This is a genomic window from Candidatus Hydrogenedentota bacterium (assembly GCA_035416745.1).
Taxonomy (GTDB): domain Bacteria; phylum Hydrogenedentota; class Hydrogenedentia; order Hydrogenedentales; family SLHB01; genus UBA2224.
The window spans coordinates 136,592-156,345 of the sequence record DAOLNV010000003.1; the positions used below are offsets into that span (position 1 = coordinate 136,592).

The 19,754-nt window shown below is 62.2% G+C and carries 14 protein-coding genes; 10 read left to right on the forward strand and 4 right to left on the reverse strand.

What is annotated here, in order from left to right:
* Positions 1-2: 2 nt before the first annotated feature.
* The 4 genes from PLJ71_02450 (at position 3) to PLJ71_02465 (ending at position 9,830) form a co-directional block, all read left to right on the forward strand.
* Positions 3-3,140, forward strand: a complete 3,138-nt coding sequence (locus tag PLJ71_02450) for a PD-(D/E)XK nuclease family protein (protein HQM47515.1) — start codon at positions 3-5, stop codon at positions 3,138-3,140.
* On the forward strand, positions 3,137-6,526 hold the full coding sequence (locus PLJ71_02455) for a UvrD-helicase domain-containing protein (protein HQM47516.1): 3,390 nt from the start codon (positions 3,137-3,139) through the stop codon (positions 6,524-6,526). The genes PLJ71_02450 and PLJ71_02455 overlap by 4 nt, the downstream gene beginning before the upstream one ends.
* Positions 6,523-7,485, forward strand: coding sequence for a peptidase MA family metallohydrolase (locus PLJ71_02460; GenBank protein ID HQM47517.1), 963 nt, complete (start codon positions 6,523-6,525; stop codon positions 7,483-7,485). Before PLJ71_02455 ends, PLJ71_02460 begins: the two co-directional genes overlap by 4 nt.
* A 296-nt stretch (positions 7,486-7,781) precedes the next feature.
* The gene (locus tag PLJ71_02465; GenBank protein ID HQM47518.1) at positions 7,782-9,830 is read left to right on the forward strand and encodes an isoamylase; all 2,049 of its coding nucleotides are present in this window, start codon (positions 7,782-7,784) and stop codon (positions 9,828-9,830) included.
* On the opposite strand, the gene PLJ71_02470 is transcribed toward PLJ71_02465, so the two are convergent.
* The 3 genes from PLJ71_02470 to PLJ71_02480 all read right to left on the reverse strand — a co-directional run bounded on the left by PLJ71_02470 (position 9,827) and on the right by PLJ71_02480 (position 12,029).
* Positions 9,827-10,798 (reverse strand): hypothetical protein, encoded by a 972-nt coding sequence (locus tag PLJ71_02470; GenBank protein ID HQM47519.1) that lies wholly within the window; start codon positions 10,796-10,798, stop codon positions 9,827-9,829. The two genes, PLJ71_02465 and PLJ71_02470, sit on opposite strands and share 4 nt — an antisense overlap.
* A 47-nt stretch (positions 10,799-10,845) precedes the next feature.
* Complete coding sequence (locus tag PLJ71_02475; GenBank protein HQM47520.1) at positions 10,846-11,691, reverse strand: PspC domain-containing protein; 846 nt, start codon at positions 11,689-11,691, stop codon at positions 10,846-10,848.
* Positions 11,692-11,843: 152 nt separating this feature from the next.
* Positions 11,844-12,029: a hypothetical protein gene (locus tag PLJ71_02480; GenBank protein HQM47521.1), complete on the reverse strand. Its 186-nt coding sequence runs from the start codon at positions 12,027-12,029 to the stop codon at positions 11,844-11,846.
* A 263-nt stretch (positions 12,030-12,292) separates the two neighbouring features.
* Here PLJ71_02480 and PLJ71_02485 point away from each other — a divergent pair, with 263 nt between their 5' ends.
* The 4 genes from PLJ71_02485 (at position 12,293) to PLJ71_02500 (ending at position 16,129) form a co-directional block, all read left to right on the forward strand.
* Positions 12,293-13,099: an SDR family NAD(P)-dependent oxidoreductase gene (locus PLJ71_02485; protein ID HQM47522.1), complete on the forward strand. Its 807-nt coding sequence runs from the start codon at positions 12,293-12,295 to the stop codon at positions 13,097-13,099.
* On the forward strand, positions 13,096-13,314 hold the full coding sequence (locus PLJ71_02490; GenBank protein ID HQM47523.1) for a hypothetical protein: 219 nt from the start codon (positions 13,096-13,098) through the stop codon (positions 13,312-13,314). The genes PLJ71_02485 and PLJ71_02490 overlap by 4 nt, the downstream gene beginning before the upstream one ends.
* Positions 13,311-14,834, forward strand: coding sequence for a putative collagen-binding domain-containing protein (locus PLJ71_02495; GenBank protein ID HQM47524.1), 1,524 nt, complete (start codon positions 13,311-13,313; stop codon positions 14,832-14,834). The genes PLJ71_02490 and PLJ71_02495 overlap by 4 nt, the downstream gene beginning before the upstream one ends.
* 83 nt (positions 14,835-14,917) lie before the next feature.
* Entirely contained in the window at positions 14,918-16,129 is a 1,212-nt protein-coding gene (locus PLJ71_02500) for a serpin family protein (protein ID HQM47525.1), read from the forward strand.
* A gap of 108 nt (positions 16,130-16,237) precedes the next feature.
* On the opposite strand, the gene PLJ71_02505 is transcribed toward PLJ71_02500, so the two are convergent.
* A complete protein-coding gene (locus PLJ71_02505) occupies positions 16,238-17,269 on the reverse strand; it encodes a sugar kinase (protein ID HQM47526.1) in 1,032 nt (343 codons plus the stop codon).
* 218 nt (positions 17,270-17,487) lie between these two features.
* On the opposite strand from PLJ71_02505, the gene PLJ71_02510 reads away from it, so the two are divergent.
* Together PLJ71_02510 and PLJ71_02515 are read left to right on the forward strand one after the other, a co-directional pair.
* Complete coding sequence (locus PLJ71_02510; protein ID HQM47527.1) at positions 17,488-18,099, forward strand: hypothetical protein; 612 nt, start codon at positions 17,488-17,490, stop codon at positions 18,097-18,099.
* Complete coding sequence (locus PLJ71_02515) at positions 18,099-19,406, forward strand: divalent metal cation transporter (protein HQM47528.1); 1,308 nt, start codon at positions 18,099-18,101, stop codon at positions 19,404-19,406. The genes PLJ71_02510 and PLJ71_02515 overlap by 1 nt, the downstream gene beginning before the upstream one ends.
* The last annotated feature ends 348 nt before the right edge of the window (positions 19,407-19,754 follow it).

Sequence of the window (19,754 nt, forward strand, 5' to 3'; positions counted from 1 at the left end):
ACATGGCGATCGTCGAAGTGCTCGCAGGAACACAGTCTTCAGCGCGCACAGAGAAACTGGATCGCATACTTCGCCAGCACCTTGGACACGCGCTCCTGCTGACGCCCACCCACCAATCCGCCCGGAAGCGTCAAGAAGAATTGTTGCTCGCGGCGGACGTGCCTGGAGCGTGGGGGAGACCCGTTCTCACGCTCCAGTCGTTTGCCGAAACTATCGTGCAGGACGCCGAGCCCCAATCGGTGGGGTTGAGCGAACTCGAGCGGCGGCTGATGTTGCAGGGGGCTTTGAGCAGTCTTCGCAGAGCGGGGAAACTCGAGGCGGCCGGCCCCGGCAGCCAGACCGAGGGTTTTCTTCATCATCTCCTGCGGGTAATCGAGAATCTGAAACAGGCCGCCATCGAGCCGGAGGAATTCATTGAGCGCATTCAACGCAGGCCGCACCCGAGCCCCCTGGATTCGGTTGTCGCTCTGGCGTACCAGGCCTATCAAGCCGCCCTCATCGAACACTGTGCCTACGACCTCATCGGCGTCTATTGGCAGGCCCATCTTGTTCTCGAGGCGGGCCGGGCCGTGCCGCTGCTGAACGGCGTGGACCTCGTAGCGTTCGATGGGTTCGACGATTTCACCGAATCCGAGTTCCGGCTCATCACGGCGCTCGGAAAGCGGGTAGGCCGTATGGTGTTTGCGATGCGCGCGGACATGTCTCCCGGGGCCGCCGACCTGTACGAGCTTCAACGGCGGACGGTGGCGCGGATTGAGAAGCTCTTGGGCACGCGGCCAGAGTGCCTGGCGTCGCGTCCCCCCGTTACATACAGCGAACACGCGTCCTCATATCTTCTGTGGCGCGGCGAAACGCCTCCGGTAAATGGCTTGACCCGTAACCTCGAGGTTGTGCCTTGCTCGGGCGTGACCGAAGAAGTCGAAACGGTCGGTCGGGCTATCAAGACGTTGATCCTCGATGGGACGCCCCCAGCGGAGATAGCCATTGTATACCGGGAGATGGGCGAGGTCTGGGATACGCTGCGGTCGATGGCGCGCGAGTTTCAGATACCGCTCCGCCTCTACGGGGGAGAACGGCTCGCGGCAAGTTCGGTATGCGCGTTTGTGCTGGACGCTTTGGATGCCTCGGCCGCTTGGCGGCATGGCGAGATTGTCGAACTGCTCATCTCCCCCTGGATGGACACGGACGGGGCTGAGCAGACGCTTGCGGGGGCCATTCCGGTGGTTTGCCGGCTCGCGGGGATTGTGGCCGGAAGTGCGCACTGGCAACAACGGTTGCAGCGGCTGCGCGAGGATCTCGTGCGGGATTCGGGTGAGCGCGACCGCGAGACCGCGCAATACAAGCGGCGCAACCCTCGCGCTGTCGAGGCCGTTGACGCGGCCATTGCACGCGTTCGACGTTTCGCGGGCGCGCTCTCCGGGGTTCCGGTAACGTCCACTATTCGGGAGTTCAGCCGGGCGGCTGCCGAATTCGCCGGGGCGATGCAGCTCGGTGCGGCGGTGCGGGCGTGTGCTTCAGAATCGGTGCGGGCGCGGGAAACCGCCGCGCTCGAATCGTTCGAAGAGATGCTGGGACGCCTCAGCGGCAGCATGTTTGGCGGCGAGGAAGAGTTGTCGCGCGCGGACTTTGCACGATTTCTGCGGCAGGCCTGCGCTTCGCACGGCTTCCATGTCACCCCAACGCCACGGGAGAGGCAAGGGGTACGGTGCCTCGACATGCAGAGCCTTCGAGGGTTGCGGTTCCAGTACGTGTTTTTCGGCGGGGTAAACGAAGGCGTGACGCCGACCGCGCCGGGTGTGAACGCGGTGTATTCTGAGGACGATGTCAAGGAACTGCGGGCGCTGGACATTCCCCTCGAACTTCAGGAATTCCGCGTTGAGCGGGACCTCACCTGGTTCCACCACGTATTAGAGGCGCCACGCGAAAAAATATGGCTGCTCTGGCGGACGGCGACTCCGGAAGGCAAGCCCCTGTTACGGAGCCCTTTTCTCAATGACGTGCTGCGCCTGTTCCCGGGGGAGAACATCGAACGGGCGCCCCTGCGCGCGGGCCAGTATTATCCGCCCCTATCCGATGCCGCCTCCACGCGCGACGCGCTGAACAACGTGTTCGCGACGAAATCGAAGCTGCCCGAGCTCCTTGCGGCCCGGTTTGTTTGCGTGACGCGCGGCGCGGACATCGAGAAACGCCGGTACAGTTCCGCGCCGTTCGATGCTTCTGACGGTGTGCTTGCCGAAGTCCGGAATAAGGAAATCGCTGCCGCGACGTACGGCGAGGACCATGTTTTCAGCGCAACGGAACTGGAGATCTACCGCACGTGCCCGTTCAAGTTTTTTGCTTTGCGGATGTTGCGTCTCATGCAGGTCGAACGGCCGGACACGTCTTTCGACCGGATCGAGCTGGGAATCGTGGTTCACCGGGTGCTGGAAGAGTTTCACAGACGCTACGAGGGCGTGCCGCTGGGGGGGATTCCGCCGCGCGAGGCGGCGGAAACGATGCGCGCGCTGGTCGAGTCGGTTTTCGATGAGCGGAAAGGGCGCATGATCACAGTCCCCGAGGGCATTGCTGCAGCGGAGCGGCTGTCCCTGCACGAGCGCCTGCAGCAGTATCTCGAAATCGAGCGCGAGGAAGAATCCGCGTGGCGCCCGTCGCAGTTCGAAGCGGTTTTTGGTCAAGAGAACTGCCCGTATCAGCCTTTGCCCATTCAAACGGAGGCCGGTCTTTTGCGGATGTGCGGACGCATTGACCGCATCGACGCAGGGGACGGAGGGTTCCGCGTGATCGACTACAAGACGGGTTCATTGCCGAAAGCGGAGTTTGTGAAACAGGGCGTCTCGTTGCAGCTCGTGGTTTATGCGCTTGCCCTGGAAAAGGTCATCGCGCCCGGCGCCACGTGCGTAGAAGGCCTGTTGCTCAAAGTAGGCACTCGGGATAAGCAGCGTATTCGCGAAGATGGCCGGACAACCTGGGAGCACGCGAAAGAGGGGTTTCTCAGCGGGGTGACCGCTGCCCTCAGGGGGATTCGCGGCGGGTGGTTTCCGCCGACGCCGCAACCCGACGTATGCGCGTATTGCGACGCACGGCGGATGTGCCGCATTGATTCTTCGCGGATCGAGCGCAAGCTGGAGAATGCCGGATGAACTGGACGGACGCCCAGCGGGAAGCCATTCAGACGACGGGCGAAGACCTGTGCGTCACGGCCTCGGCCGGGTCGGGCAAGACCGCCGTGTTGGTTGAACGCGTGTTGCACCTCGTGCGTGAACGCAACGTGCCTCTTGAACGAATCGTGGCGATTACCTTCACGGAAAAGGCGGCGGCGGAGATGAAAGATCGTCTGCGCAGCGAATGCCGTGAACGGGAGAACAGCGGGCCGCGAGAAGAGATGAAGCGCTGGCGCGAACTGGCGCGCTCGGTTGAAACAGCGCGCATGAGCACCATCCACGCCTTTTGTGCCGGATTGCTCCGCCAACATGCTCTCGAGTACCGCATGGACCCGCCGCTGGACCCGGACTTCACCGTCCTCGACGGGGCTGAGAGTCATTTGCTGCGGGAGGAGGTCATCGAGGCGGCCGTCGAGGATCTCCTTGAACAACCTCACGAGGAAACCCTGCGCCTGGCCGCCCACTATGGGATCTACCAGCTCAAAGCGATGCTCGCGGCATTCCTGCGTAACCCTGTAACGGCAGGCCGTCTCCTGTCGGAGAAGGATTTCGCGTCGCCGGAACGGATCCTGGCCTACTGGCGCAAACACGTCGAACAGGCCTGCCGGGATTGCCTGCTGGGGGTGGGCCGCTCGGCCGCGGTTCGGAGGTTTCAGCGCACATTCGAGGGATTCGGAGGGCTATGCACCAAGCCGGGCGATGGGCGCGAACAGCTTCGCGAACAGTCGCTCCGTCTTATCGCGCAGATAGCCGCGCTGCGCGAACCGGCCAGGATCGAGCAGGCAATCAGGGCGTACCTCGAATGGAAAGTCCCCGGTGCCCGAAAGGCGAATTGGCCCACGGACGCGGCCTTTGACGAATTGAAGGAAGCGCAGGATGAATTCAAGAAGCTGTTGCTGGACTGCCTGACACCTCCTCGCGACCCGGAGGTCGAGCAACGAAGCGCGGAGCTGACGCGAGACGCCGTGGTCTGTTTCCGGGCGGTTCACGACCGGTACCGGGCGGCCAAGGCTTCCAGGAACGCGTTAGATTTCACCGATATGATCCTCATGGCACTCGATATGCTGCGCAGCCAGCCCGGCGTCTGCGAGCGTATCGCCCGCGGCATCGACCATTTGCTTATCGACGAGTTTCAGGACACCGACCGGGAGCAGTACGACATCGCCCGGCTGCTGTGCGGCACGGCAAGCCCTCCCGAGTTGTTCATCGTTGGCGACGCGAAACAATCCATTTACCGGTTCCGGGGCGCTGAGGTGGAAGTCTTCGAGACCGCCAAGGAGCGCCGGAAAACTATTGGCCTGCACCGGAATTTCCGCACGGTGCCGGAGATTGTCGAATTTGTAAATGACTTGTTTACGCGTACCGGACTCCTGGAGGCGGTCGAGTCCCAGTACGTACCCGCCGAGGCACATCGGGCGCCCGTGAATGAATGCCGCGTGCACTTTGTGATTCCTGAACGCGCGGAGGACAAGGAGACCTCCTCGGAAAGGCGCGCGCGTGAAGCTGCGATGATTGGCGATTGGATTGCGGCTGCCTGTTCGGGAAAGACGGACGCGCGGGTACAGCCTAAGGGCAGCGACTCGACACGGCGCGTGACGTTTGGCGACATCGCGATGCTTCTCCGTGCTCTGAGCGACGTACACATCTACGAGCGCGCGCTCAGCGAGCGCAATATACCCTTTCACGTGATTGCGGGTAGAGGCTTTTATGAGCGGCAGGAGGTGTTGGATGTTCGCAACCTTCTCGAAGCCATAGTGGACCCGTGGCACGAACCTGCGGTATCGGGGTTTCTGCGCAGTCCGATGGTAGGCCTCACCGACGACTCCCTTTTTGTGATTTGCCGCGATTCCGGAGTCACGGCGGCGCTTGTCGAGGGCGCAACGCCTGCCGATTTTGCGCAACCGGAAGAACTCGAGCATGCCCGGCGCCTCTACAAAGACTTGCGGGCGGAACGCGGGCGGCCGCTGCCGGATTTTGTTCGCTATGTGTTGGAGCGCACGGGGTACGAAGCCATGCTGGCGGGGTTGTTTCTGGGCGGCCAGCGGGTGTCCAATGTCCGGAAAGTGATGCAGCTTGCGGAAGTGTTCGCGAAGACGCGGCGTCCGCGGCTGAGCGCGTTTGTGCGGTATCTTGACGATGTGGCGGCGTCCGAGATCGAGGAGGGGGAGGCCGCGCTGCAGGCCGAAGGTTCGGACGAAGTCACTATCATGAGCATTCACAAGTCCAAGGGACTGGAGTTTCCGGTAGTGATACTTCCGGACCTGTCGAGGGGTGTCAACGCGGGGCCTGCTTCGAAAGTCGTCTTTAACCGTGAATACGGCGTGGTTGCGCGGCCGTACGAGCCGAGTAAGAGCAACGCCGCCGAGCCTCAGATCTACGAAGTGATGAAGCGCGACGAGAAAGCGAAGGAAGCGGCTGAGCGGGCGCGGCTTCTCTATGTGGCGATGACTCGGGCGCGCGATTGGCTCGTGCTGGGCGGTTCGGTCACCTCGGCCGGCCGCGGCAAGGTGCCCGCCGACAGCCTGATGGAACCGTTTGCGAGCGAATTGGGTATTGTAGGTATGAGCGACGGAACGCAGCTCTCGGGCACGGGCTGGAGCGCTGAAGTTCGCCGTACGACGGCAACGGCGGCGGTCGCCCCGGCGGACGAAGGTACCCGTGAGACGCCGGATTGGAGTGTGCTGGCCCGGCGGCTGGATGAAGCGCCGGTGATTCCCGCGACTCAACGCACGTTTGCCGTCACCACGCTGGCGCATCGCATGTATCCCTCCGATGAAGAACCAGGAACGGGGGGCGTCCCGAAGCCCGGGGCATTGGACCCGCTTCTTCGGGGAACGCTGGTGCACCGGTATTTCGAGAAATGGGATTTTCGGACCGGACCTCCGGACGTCGCATCGTTTCTGAGGCGTGAGATGCCGGCGGCCCGTCTCGAGGACCGGTTGTGTGAGGCGTTGGAGAGCGCCACCGCCCGATTCATGGCATCCGATGCGTGGAAACTTGTGACGGAAGCGGTTGACATACAGCGCGAGACGCCATTCATTCTGCGCGTGGGGGATGCCTTGGTCGAGGGGGTGATCGACGCCATCCTCGACGGAGACACGATTCTGGACTATAAGACGGGTCTCCAGAGAGAGAGCCGGCGCCACATGTACGAGGCGCAATTGTGTCTGTACGCCGAGGCGTTGTCCCGTCTGAGGGGTGCGGCTCCCCGGCGGGCCTGGCTTTTCTATGTCGATACCGGGGAATTGGCTTCAGCAGACATATCCCGGGAGCGGGTGGCGATGGTGCTCGAACACGCGGCAAAGACGATAGAAACGGTTCGCAGCGAGACCCTTTCCAACGAAATGGAAGTCTATTCACAGTGAAATGGGCCGTTCTTATGCTGATGGCCGCGATCATGGCCGCGCCGGCGCGCCCGTGTTACTCGGCTGTTCTGCAAGAGGGCCCGTTTCGCGTCGAGTATCCCAAAGGCGAAGAACGAGCCGCTTGGGCTACCATGGAGAACCTCGAGGACGTTGTCGCTGTGTGGGGTGGGCGCCTGGCGCCCGGAGAAGCGCCCGTCGTGGTCCGCATTTGCGCTTCGGGGGACGAATTCGCGGCCCTCGCGGGTTTCTCGCCCCCTCCCGAGGTTGGAGGGGTGGCCCATTCCGAAGATGGTCTCATCGTTCTGCGCTCGCCGGCCCAATTGTCGGACCCGGGCTATTACGCGGGAATGGTGCGCCACGAACTGATCCATGTATTGCTGGCGCGCAACACCGAGCTCAGGCATCTGCCCCGCTGGTTGAACGAGGGCATAGCCATGCACATCTCGGGCGAATTCCGGTGGAACAGCAGTCTCCATGTTGCCCGGATGTACATGGCGGACAGGCTCTATTCCTACGACGACCTGATGCTGGGTTTCGGTTCACTGGAGGGGGAGCGGCCTTTCGGCGATCTGTACGCCCAGAGTCTTTCGATGACCGCGTACTTGTACGACAAGATGGGGGAGGATGCGTTCTGGAAACTGGTCTATGCCCTGCGCGAGAAGGATTTCCCTGCGGCGCTCGCAGAGGTGGCGGGCGTGACCCCCGACGAGCTGTGGGACGAGTGGTGCGGGTCCCTGTGGAAAGTTGCCGTGATCTCGGCCGTTGTGTCAGGATTCAGCGTATTCCAATTCATGGCGCTGCTGGTGGTTGTGGCATATATCCGCAAACGCCGGCGCAACCGCAGGGTGTTGCGGAGATGGGAGGATGAGGAGGAAGCGGAAGAGCCCTTCATGACGGTCTGGGAGCTCGAGCGCGACAGCGAATATCCCTGGGAACGGGATGAGGGGGAAGACGGATGACCTCGCTGCAGGGTTGTCGCGTTACGGTTGTCGGTGCACGGGGGTTCGGTAAACATCACACCAAATGGCGGGCAGCCCAGGGCGCTGAGGCCGTTGCGTTCACCGGCACGTCGCGCGGGTTTGCAGGAAAAGGCGTCGAGCGCCTCGGAAAGCCTTGGGCGGATTTCGCAGCAGGGGATGGACCAGTTTGGGCCGCAAGGCCTTGTGGCCGCAAGCGCGGCGCCATGGCGCCGCGGAATCTGGTTTTGGGGGACGCGTTTCCGCCGTTTAGCGGCGTTACTCATTAGGAAGGTTCTATGGCAAACGTATTGGATGTTGGAGCGCTGAAGGCGCGTCCGGGGCGCGCTATTCCCTTGGGAGCGTCCGTGGGGGAGTTGGGAGTGCACTTCGCGATCGTCAGCCGCCACGCCACGCGTGTATGGCTGGCGATTTTCGGAGATAAAGACGATGCGCGCCCCGCGATCGAATTTGAACTGGACGCCGAGCGCAACCGTATCGGCGACGTATGGAGCATCTTCATCGAGAATCTGCATGCGGGGGCGTATTACCTGTTCCGGCTCGACGGGCCGTACGCGCCCAAGGAAGGACACCGGTTCGACCCCGGGCGGTATGTCCTGGATCCCTATGCGCGGATGGTGGTGGGGAGCGTCCAGAATTCCGAGGCCAAATGCGTGGTCGTGGATGTCGAACGCGACTGGGAACCGTATCTTCGGCCTCGCACGCGCAAAACCCATACGGTGATTTACGAGACGCATATCAGGGGGTTTACGGTTCACGAGTCCGCGGGCGTGAAGAATCCGGGAACGTATCTCGGGTTCATCGAGAAGATTCCCTACTTGAAAGAGCTGGGCATCACCGCGGTCGAGTTCATGCCCGTGCAGGAAGTCGGCGAAGAGTATCTGAAACGCAGGAATCCGAAAACGAGCGAACGGCTCAAGAACTACTGGGGCTACGCGCCCATCGCGTTTTTTGCGCCCGCCGGGCGTTTTGGCAGCGAAGGCGGCACAGGCGAACAGCTGCGCGAATTCCGGGAGTTGGTTTCCGCCCTTCATGAAGCAGGGCTCGAGGTTATCCTGGATGTGGTCTTCAATCATACCGCGGAAGGCGACGAGGACGGACCGACCCTATGCTTCCGCGGAATCGACCACTCCATCTACTACTTGTTGGACGAGGAAGGCAGGTGCTTGAATTTTACAGGCTGCGGCAACACGATGAACTGCAACCATCCGTTCGTGCGCGACCTGATTCGGGATTGCCTGCGCTACTGGACGACCGTGGTGCGCGTGGACGGATTCCGGTTCGATCTGGCCTCGGTGCTGGGACGCGACCAGAGCGGAAACATCATTGAAAATGCCCCGATCATCGAGCGTATCGCCGAGGATCCCGTGCTGCGCGACGTGAAACTCACCGCGGAAGCGTGGGACGTCGGAGGCGCGTACCAGGTCGGATCTTTCGGGAATGACGAGCGGTGGTCGGAACTTAACGGGAAGTTCCGGGACGATGTGCGCCGGTACTGGATCAACGAGCCGGATTCGAAGGGCGCGTTCGCGTTGCGCATCACGGGCAGTCCCGACCTTTACCAGGACGACGGCCGCCTGCCCATTCACAGCGTCAATTTCGTGACATCCCACGATGGATTCACCCTCTGCGACCTCTTTTCCTACAACAAGAAACACAATGAGCTGAATGGGGAAAAGAACCGGGACGGCACGGACCACAATTTCAGCTGGAATTGCGGCGTCGAAGGTGAAACGGATGAGGCCGACATTCTGGCGTTGCGCCTGCAAATGCAGCGGAATCTTATCGCTACGCTGTTCACTTCGCTGGGCGTGCCCATGATACTCGGCGGCGACGAGTTCGGCCGCACTCAGAAGGGCAACAACAACGCCTACTGCCAGGACAACGAGGTCTCGTGGTACGACTGGCGTCTGCTCGAGAAGAACGCGGGCCTTTTCCGGTTCTTCAAGGGCATCATCCAGTTCCGGAAGGAGAACGTGGCGTTCGAACGCGCCGAGTTCTATTCCGGAAAGCCCTCCAAGAAGGGCGCCGGCCCCGACGTACGGTGGTTTCGTCCGGACGGCAAGGCCCAGGATTGGAATCCGTCCGAGCCGGCATTGGGGTGGTGGATCAATGCTACGGAGAATGAGGGCACACCGCTCTATCTCATGTTCAATCCCTCGCCCGAGGACGTGGTGTTCGATCTTCCCAACGGCGATTGGTGGATGCGCGTAAACACTGCCGCGGCGCCGCCTGGCGACCTGTACTCAGCCGAAGAAGCCCCGCGGGTCGAGGGATCGGGTAAGTTGCGCGTTGCCGCCCGGTCGATGGCCGTCCTTTCCGGCTAATTGTCCTCGAACAGGCGCGCGTAGGCCTTGCGGACCCGGGATTCATCCCGTTCCCGTACCGCTGCTTGAACGGCGTTTCGCGCGGCTTCGTCGTCCCGGAGAATTGCCAGCGCCTCGAGGGCGCGTTCAGCGGCGGCCGCGTTGGCTTCGCGCACGATACGGAGGAGAAAACGCAGCGCATCCTCGCTTCGAACGAGGGCGATCGGGAGCAGCAGCATATCGCGCCGTTCGGGCATAACCGTCTGCTCCCAATGCCGTTTCAGTATTTCGAACGCTTCGTGTTGGCGCGAAGAGCCCATGGCGATGGCAGCGTTCTCCGCGACGGCGGGGTTTTCGTGTTCGAGAAACCGCGCGACAAACGGCAGGGACCTTTCCGCATGGCACCCCATCAGGCCCGCGAGGCACTCGGAGAGGTCCGCGGCATCCGTCATGCGCCCTGCGAATACGCGAAGCATCAGCTCCGCTTCCTGCCCACCGGCGTAGGCGATGGCGCGAATGGCCCCTCTTCGCGCTTCAGGTTGCGGGTCGTTCAATAGGTCCGCCACGTGAAACAGGATGCCCGGGACGTTTCGCCGCACGAGCGCGATGGCGCATTTGACGCGCAACGCGGCGGCGGTGTCTTCCCGGCCGCCCCACACCGGTTCCATCTGGACGTGCCGCAGACCGCTGGCATAGAGGCCATCGTCATCGTACTCGAGGGCGTCCAGGGTCTCGACCAGCGCGCATTTGGCCAGACAACCTTTGTCCTTGGCCGGATTCTCGATGAGGTATGCGAAAGCCTCGGCCATTTCGCCGCAGAACCGATTCAGTTCAAGCTCGCGCGCGACACTTGCACCTCTGGCAACCAGTTCCCGGTTACGGCTCGCGAGCGCTTCCCGCAGGAGCTTCTCGCCCTCACCGGACAGCGGCGCCGATTCCAGCGCCCGGAGCGCCGTCAATTTGTCCTCTGTGGAATTCCTTTTCGCCATGATTTGTCCGCCATCATACTGGACAGCCGCGAGACGCCCCGAGGCGGCTACATGGCCGAGAAGAGCGTCCCAAAATCGATCATCGTGGGGTCTTGCATATGCCTGGAGGCATTGATAATCGCTCCCGCCAAGGCGCATCCGGCGCCAAAACACAAGGCTACGGCGTAGATAGCCAGACCGGCCTCGCACAGTTTTCGCAGCGTGTTGCGCCAGGCAGGCGGCACCGGCAGCCCGGCGAGGACCGCTAACGGCACAAGACAGAACAGCGCCCAGAAAAGCAAAGCGCCATCCTTGCGGTCGAGCCAGCTCCACAGGCCGGTCAGGTTCAGAGCTTCCCGAAGCACCATACCGTAAACATACCCGATAAGTTTGACGAGCCCCCACGCCAGATAGCGCAGCAGCAGGGCGCCCACGATGACCCCTATAACATACTTGGCCAGGACCCATTTCTCGATAGGAAGTCTGTCTGTCCGGTTGGAATGGCGCAAGAGCACGTAGGCGCCGATGTATACGATGAGCGCGAAGGGTCCCGTGAACAGGCCAGTCAGCACCGCACCCGACCGGATAAGGACCGGGGGGATTCCCGTCTGTTCGGAAATCGCGGCGCACACGCCCAGCCAACGCCGTTCTTCGGCGGGTTTGGCGGTGTCCTGTGCCGCGCCTTCTACGAGCCGGTGGGCGTGGCGGGAAGCCGGGCCTACGGTCTGCAGGGCGCTCTCGATCTGGGCGTCGTCTGGAACGGCCCCATCGTATGAAGGAATAGCCCCCAGGATCTCCTCGCGGGCCTTTTCCAATGCCCGCTCGCGGGGACGTTCGGGAACATCGGCCATGTGTTGGCCCATTTCGCGCAGATAGCGGGCGATAAGGCGTTCTTGCTGGTCCGTGAGTCTCATGTCTCCTCCGCGAAGCTGCGGCAGTATACCCTACGGGAAAATCGCGCGCCAATCACTGCGGACAGCGTTCTGTACGGCGGCTCACGGTCTCGTCTTTGAATCCGGCGGAACGGAGCGGGTGCGCACGGCGGGTTCGCCGCACGGGTCTCGGATCATAGATCGGTTTCGAAATGGATTGTCATGCCGCCGGGCTCTCCATCGTCCGGCAAGAGGTTGATGTGGATGGAGAACCGCGTCCCGTCTTCATCGTTCGCGTTGTAGTAGCATCCGGCTCCTCCCAGAGCCAACAGAGATAGAACCAGGGCCGTCACAATGCCCCCACGCACAGATCTTTGCATGATGCGCCTCCTGGCCTCGCACTGCGGCCGGACACATGTCCTACAATCTATATTTTACCTCGATCCCGCCCTTTCGAGCGACACGGCGGATAAGACCGAAGGGTGGGGCGACGATCGCCATGTCCGGCCGGATCCTGGCCCCGGCGTCTCTTTGGCGAAAACACGGCCCTTTGTCTATCATACGGTCGTTTTCGCCCGGCTGTTACGTGCGATTTCGGCAGCCGATGGGCGCTCTCGCAGCGAGCAAGGGAGAGGTTTTTCGCATGAACGATTTGAAACGGTACGGCGGATGGGCGCTGATCACGGGAGCATCCGCGGGCATCGGCAAAGCGTTCGCCGAAACCATCGCGGCGCAGGGCATGAACTGCGTTCTCACTGCACGCCGCCTGGGATTGCTCGAGGAGCTGGCTCAAGGCCTTGAAACCAGACACCACATCGCATGCCGTTGTGTAAAGGAAGACCTGGCGGTTCCCGGGGCGGCACAGTGCCTGGCGGAGACCGTGGCGGACCTCGAAGTCGGCCTGCTGGTCAATAATGCCGGATTTGGCTACGCCACGCGTTTCGAATCCAGCGACCCAAACCGCATCACGGACATGGTCACCCTGAACTGCCTCAGCCCGGCTCTTCTCACCCGCCTTCTGGTGCCGAAGATGCTGGAGCGCGGCAAAGGCGCGGTCATCATGGTCGGCTCGGTCCTGGGCGTTATACCCGCGCCTTACCAGTCCGTATACGGGGCGACCAAGGCCTTCGATATCGCTTTCGCGGAAGGCCTCTTCGGCGAATATGAAAAAGCGGGCATAGACGTTATCGCACTCTGCCCCTCGACTACGCGCACGGAGTTCTTCGTGGCGGACGGCATGTCGGAAGCCCGTGCCAATACGATCATGGCACGGGCGGACCGGCCCGAAGATGTCGCCGCGCTGGCCCTGCGGTATCTTGGACGCAGACCTCGCGTTGGCCCGTGGGCGTATGCGGGGCCCGCTATCCTGGCACGCTTGCTGCCGCGAAAGTCCGCCATACGCATCGTGCGCAAGTTCATGGAACCGTATTTGAAGAAAGATCTGGAATGAAACCCGGAGCGGCCTGGGCACGGTTCGAGAGGAAACCCATCCAACGTCTCTTGTGCAGCACGGTTCTGTTGGCGCTGATGGGATGGGCGGCGGCGCAGACAATGTTCGGCACGGCAGGCCTGCAACGTCCCTGCCGGTTCGTGTGCAATGCCGCTTCAGACCTTGCACCACTTGGCCGGATAGCCCATCATGACAAGAAGGGACTTCTGCAGTGACAGCGTTACTAAAACACAGAGAGTATTTTCGACGCAGGCGTGCCCTGGTTTCCAGGGCTGTCGCGGCATGCTTTGTCGTGGTAACAGGTCTTTCGACGCTCTTGCCGTTTCCTGCCCATGCGGGGGACGGGGCGGGGGCCGGCGTGCTCGAGGTGAGTCCCGGCGGGCACTTTGTGCGCTACGGCGGCAAGACACGGATGCTTATCGGCGACAGCGGCACGCAATGCGTCCTGCAAGACCTCAACCTGGACTACCGGCGATGGCTGGACGACTGTGCGGAGCGCGGGCTGACGGCGGTTCACGTCTGGGCGCTGGTTCCTCCCCGGCAAACGCAGGATGGCGCGCTCGTGGAGGAGCGGTACGGGTACGTCTATCCCGGCGTGACGCCGTGGGCGCGGCACGCGGATGGCGCGCTTGCCGCCGACGGCAAACCGCATTGGGAGCTCATGCGCTTTGACGAAGGCGACGACCCGGACAAGCACTACTGGCCGCGGCTGCGCGACTTGTGCCGCCGTGCACGCGACCGCGGCCTTGTGGTGGGCGTCACGGTCTTTTTCGGATGGCCCAAGCACAACACGCCGTCCCAGCCTGACTGGCATTTCCATCCGTTCAACGTCCAAAACGGCGGTTTCCTGACCGAATCGAAGCCGATGACCACGGTTGCGCAGACCATCCACTCGCCGGGCCAAGAAGTGCTTGATGAACCCTGGGACGACACTTGGCTGCCGGGAAAGAAGACCCAGTGGGTCTGGGAACAATACGCCGGTAAGCTGATTCGCGAAACGCAGCCGTTCGGGAATGTTTTCTTTGTGTTCATGGACGAGCATTCGTATTCGGAGGGCAATTGCGGCGATCATTTCCTGGAGTTTTTTAAGAAGCGGGGGGGGCTTTACGCGGATTGGGGGGACCGGCGCGACCGGGTAAATCTCGTGCACGACGACGCCAGGGCCGCCTCGGGCGACGCCAACCGCGAGGCCGTGCGGGCGTTCCAGAGCGAGCCGGTTCGGCCGAACGTCACGCTTGAGGCGCCCCCCTACCGGGGCGATGCCGCCCGCCTGAGTATCTGGTCGCGCGCTATCGCCGGTCATCATATCCTGTTTCACAACGACGCGGAGCAGGAAACGCCCCAGACCGGCATCATGGTCTACGACCCCAACGTGCGCGGCGGCGTTCGAGAGAAGGTGATCGAGCGTCTGGACTGGCTTGGGTATGCCAGCCGGTTCTTCAATGAGGAGCTTTTGAATTTGGATGCGATGGCTCCCCACAATGAACTGGTGCAGGCGCCGGACCCGGTATATTGTCTTGCGGATCCCGGACGCGAGTATGCGGTGTTCTCGTGGCGGGGAGAGAGTTTCAGCCTCGATCTTTCAGGAGCGGCAGGAAAGAAGCTGGCGGCGCGCTTCTACAGCCCGAGAGACGGAGCGGTTCATCCGGTAGCCGTAGCAGTATCACCGGTCCGCACGGTGTTTGCGAAGCCGGACGCACAAGACTGGGTGCTGCACGTGCGGGTGTCTGAGTAGGGCGGTTCGATGCACGAGGGGTCATGGGCGCCGTCCGGGCGAGAGGAATTGGAAGAACCAGCATGAACTGAAGGATGCGCATCATGAGAAACAGGCAATGGACGTTGTCAGCGATCCTGGTTGGTGCAATCAGCGCGGCGGTTTATGGCGAACCGGCGGCCGCCGAACCGTCGGAAGGGGCCGGTCTCCAATCCGTCGTGCAGGGAAACACGGCGTTCGCCGTGGACCTCTACCGGCGTCTCAGCGAAGAACCGGGCAATTTGTTCGTTTCGCCCTATAGCATCTCGCTGGCGCTGGGGATGACCTATGGCGGGGCGCGGGGCAATACCGCCCTCGAGATGGCCGCGGCGCTGCATTTTCCCGAGAGCCAAGAGGCGCTGCACCCCGCCTTGAAGGACCTCACCCGAAGACTGTTGGAGACTGCCAGCGCAACCGGGCAGAAGCTCGACATCGCCAACGGCCTTTGTCTGACCGGCGGCGGCGTAAGCCCCGAATACAAGAGCTTGCTCGAGAACAGCTACGATGCGGAACTGTTCGCCGGCTCGGTAGACAAGATCAACGCCTGGGTGAACGACAAGACGGAGGGGAAGATCGACAAGATCCTCGAGCAGCTATCCCCCAACTCGGTATGCGTGCTGCTCAACGCGATCTATTTCAAGAGTCTCTGGGAGAGTCAGTTCGAGAAAAGCAATACCCGTAACGCCCCCTTCATGGTGTCGCCCGGCAAAGAGGTGAGTGTTCCGCTCATGTATCAGAAATGCAGCCTCCGGATTCTGCACAAGGAGAAGTTTCAGGCCGCTTCCATCCCGTACAAAGGCGGGAAGATGTCCATGATCATCCTGTTGCCGGACGACGTGGACGGGCTGCCCGCGCTCGAGAAACAGCTGAGCGCACAGAGTCTCGCGCAATGGCTCGGCGAGCTTGACAAGGCGTTCAGTGAGGAGATCAGTTTCTTTCTCCCCAAATACAAGCTTGAAACCGAGTACGACCTCGTGAGCCATTTCAAGGCTCTGGGTATGCTGGATGCGTTCGACTCGAGCGGCAAAGCGGATTTTACCGGCATGGGATGGCGGAAGGGCGAGCTTTGGATTTCCCAGGTCAAGCACAAGGCGTTTGTCGAGGTGAATGAGGAAGGCACGGAGGCCGCGGCCGCCACGGCCGTTGAGATGGTAACCAAACAGGCGGGGCGGCCCCGCGTTTTTCGAGCCGATCACCCGTTCTTGTTCCTGATACGCGATAATGAGACAGGCGCCCTGCTGTTTCTGGGGAGGCTTGTCAACCCCGCCGCGGCGTGAACGCCGGAGCCTCCTATCAAAGGGGGCGTTACACGACGACGGCGGGGCAGGGAGGGAGACACGTCCGCCCTTAGACGCGCAGTTCCCCATTCTCCGTGTTTGGATAGGTCAGCGGGATACGCGGCCCGAGGCATCGCCCCCCATGAGCTTCTCGACCTCCGCGACGCGCACCAGGTTGAAGTCGCCGTGGATCGAGTGTTTCAGGCACGAGGCCGCCACGGCGAAATCAATCGCTTTCTGGGGTTCGCCATAGGTGAGCAGGCCGTAGATGAGCCCGCCGCAGAAGCTGTCGCCCCCCCCGACGCGGTCTACAATGGGCACAATATCGAACGCCGGGCCCTCGTAGAACGCGCCTTCGTGATAGAGCACGCCGCTCCACGTGTTGTGGCTCGCTGACAATGAGCCCCGCAGCGTGATGGCCACCATCTTGAGATTGGGGAACCGCCCGGCGAGCTTCTCGCATACTTGGCGGTACGAGGCCGCATCCACTTTTCCGGCAGTTACGTCAGCGCCCGTGGCCTGGATGCCGAAGACCTTCTCGGCGTCTTCCTCGTTGCCGACCGCCGCGTCGCAAAGCGAGACGAGGCCGGGCATGACCTCACCCGCCTGTTTGCCCCATTTCCAGAGTTTGGCCCGGTAATTGAGGTCGCAGGAAACGGTGAGGCCCATCTCGCGAGCGGTCTTTGCGGCATTGAGACACTCGCGCGCGGCCTCTTCCGAGATGGCGGGGGTGATGCCGGTCCAGTGGAACCATTGTGCGCCGGCAAACACCCTCTTCCAATCAATGGCGCCGGCGGGGATTGTCGCAATGGCGGATTTCGCGCGGTCGTAGATGACCTTGCTCGCCCGCTGGACGGCGCCCGTCTCGAGGAAATACAGGCCCAGGCGTTCGCCGCCGCGAACAACGTGGTCCACGCCTATGCCGTATTGCCGCAGGAAATTGAGGCAGGCGTCGCCGAGCTCGTTGGCGGGCAGGCGCGTCACGAACTGCGTGGGGACGCCAAACTGGGCCAGAGACGCCGCCACGTTGGCCTCGCCGCCCGCGAACGTCACCTCAAACTGCCGGTTCTGTATGAAGCGCTCGTGGGCAGGCGTCGCCAGGCGCATCATGATTTCCCCGAAAGTTACCACGGTCTTCATCGGAAACTTCCCTATAATCGAAATTCTCCGCCATGAAACACCGTACGAACAATGGCACAACAGCGGGTGGGAAGCAAGTGACGATTCAGAGCAGGAGACTGGCGGAAGGTTGTCAATGTGCGTCGCGGCGATTGAAACGCCTGCCATGCTCTGCTTTAATCACTCGGGGGAACGAGGCACGTCTTGGAACCCGAACACGAAGAGGAGCGCCTGCGGTAATGCGCGGGACCATCGCAACGATAGCCTTCCTGCTGTGGATGACATGCCCTGCGGCGGCCCTGGTGCAATCCGGGAAGGTCAACGAAACCGGCTTTACGGTTTATGCGCCCGACTGGACGTGGCAGAAGTGCGACATCAATATCCTTATCGTATTCGAGAACCCGGCGCCGCACCCGGTCGCGCACACCGTCGAACTTGTGGTGCCGGTGGCGTTCAAGGCTCACTTCGGCTATGCGGGTGCGGCGTCGATTCCGTCGGGCGCGCTGACGCGCACTGTCACCGTGCCTGCCAACGAAACCGCCCGCACGGCGATCACCAAGATCACCGCCCTGGACGGATTTCCCCTCCAACTATATCCCTTGTCGCTGCGCATCGCACAAGAAGGCGGAGCCGGTGAACAGGAAATTGCGTATTCAATGCAGACCGTGCGAGGGGCAGCGGTCAATCCTGGTAAGTGGGCGTTGTATCTCCCGGTGGGCGTCGCGCTGGCGTTTTGCCTCGTGTTCGTACTGGTGATTCGCCGGTTTGCGGCGCCGGGCGCGTGGAGACGTCCCAACGAACCTGTAACCCCGACAAACGACAGGCCCGCCTGGGTGGAGCAGGAGCCCTGATGGCCGAGCAGCGGAAAACCACGCATGAGACGGCAGCCCCCTGGAGCCTGAAAGCGGCGCCCCTGGGCTGGCGGTCCATTCTGCTTCTGGGCACGGGCTCGGTCATTGCATCGTTCTACATCGGCACGGGCGACATCACCGTCGCCACCAATATGGGCGCGTTGTTTGAATACAAGTTGTGGTGGACCTATTTCGTGCTCGGCATCGCCGCGTGGGCGCTGATCGACATGTCCGCGCGTTATTTCCTGCAATTCGGGCGCACGCCCATGTGCATGTTCAAAGACGTGCATCCGGCATTTACCATTTACATGTTTCTCGCCGTGGTGGTGTGCGCGACGTTCGGCTCGTACAACCAGTGGAGCGCATGCGCCCTGGTGATCACGGGCTTCGCGCCGGGCGTGCCCATCGAGGTAGCCGGCGCATTGGCGGCGGGCGCCGGCCTGGTCTTTCTGCTCACGGGGGCATACAAACGGGTCGAGTACGTGTTCACCGCCGGCCTTATCGTCCTGATCGTGTGTTTTTTCGGCTCGGCGTTCATGGCGGGCATCAACTGGAAAGACGCCGCGGCCGGTCTCGTGCCCAACGCCCCCGGCAAGGGCTGGGAAAACCTCATGTCGTCCAATGCGGGCAGCATCATCAACGCCTGGCTCATCATTATCTACCCTTACACTATGATCGAGCGCGGATGGTTTTCGGACCGGCTTCAGGGAAAGGTCAACATTCTCCACCGCGCGCGGCTCGACTACGGGTGGGGCATCCTGGCGGCGGGCGTGGTCGCACTGCCGCTCATGGCTACCGCCGCGGCCGTGCTGCATCCCTTCGGGATCGTGCCCCGCAACGACATGGACATGTCGATCCTCCTTGAACCGTTCGCCGGGCGCTTCAGCACAACGTTCTTCCTCGCCGGGCTGTTTATCGCCGCATGGACCTCCGGCATCGGGTGGTGGGTGTGCGGATGCTACGCGCTCCTCGACATCTTCAATCTGCCGATCAAGCTCGATTCGAAACCGATGCGGGTCGGCCTCGTGCTGTTCTTTATCCCCTCGACGCTCCTTCTGCTTCTGCGCATCAACCCCTTTTACCAGATGCTGATCTTCACCGCGTTCCTGTCGCTGGTCTTTCCCGTGATCGGCCTCGTGATGCTCTGGCGCGTCACCCGCCGCGACATGGGCTATTTCCGCTGGTCGCTCCAATCGTGGAAAGGCCGCGCCGTTGTCGCGGGTGACCTGTTCGCCATCGCCCTGAGCATCTACGTGGGAGTATATATGGGCTGGACTCAAATCGGCTCCGTGTTCCTGACGCGGTGAGGGTCGGAATACACCAGGCCCCAGGCAGAGGGCTGCCGCTGTCGTGTGCTCTCCTGACCACGCCACTGTTGCGGCCGCAAGGTCTCCCATCTAGAGAATGCAGGCGAGCTCCCTTCAATCCTGATGGTCTCATGAGCACCTTACTCATGACGTCTTAGGCTGCGCTGAAAAACAGTCTCTGCCGCCCCTTGCGGGGCTGGAATGTGGGCGTTCTTGATCCCAGGGCTGCGCCACGCGTACCGCGTGGCTGGCCCTGGGCTACGGCCTTCAGCCCCTGCGGGGCTGGGGAGACGGTCCTGGGCTACGGCCTTCAGCCCCTGCGGGGCTGGGGAGACGGTCCTGGGCTAC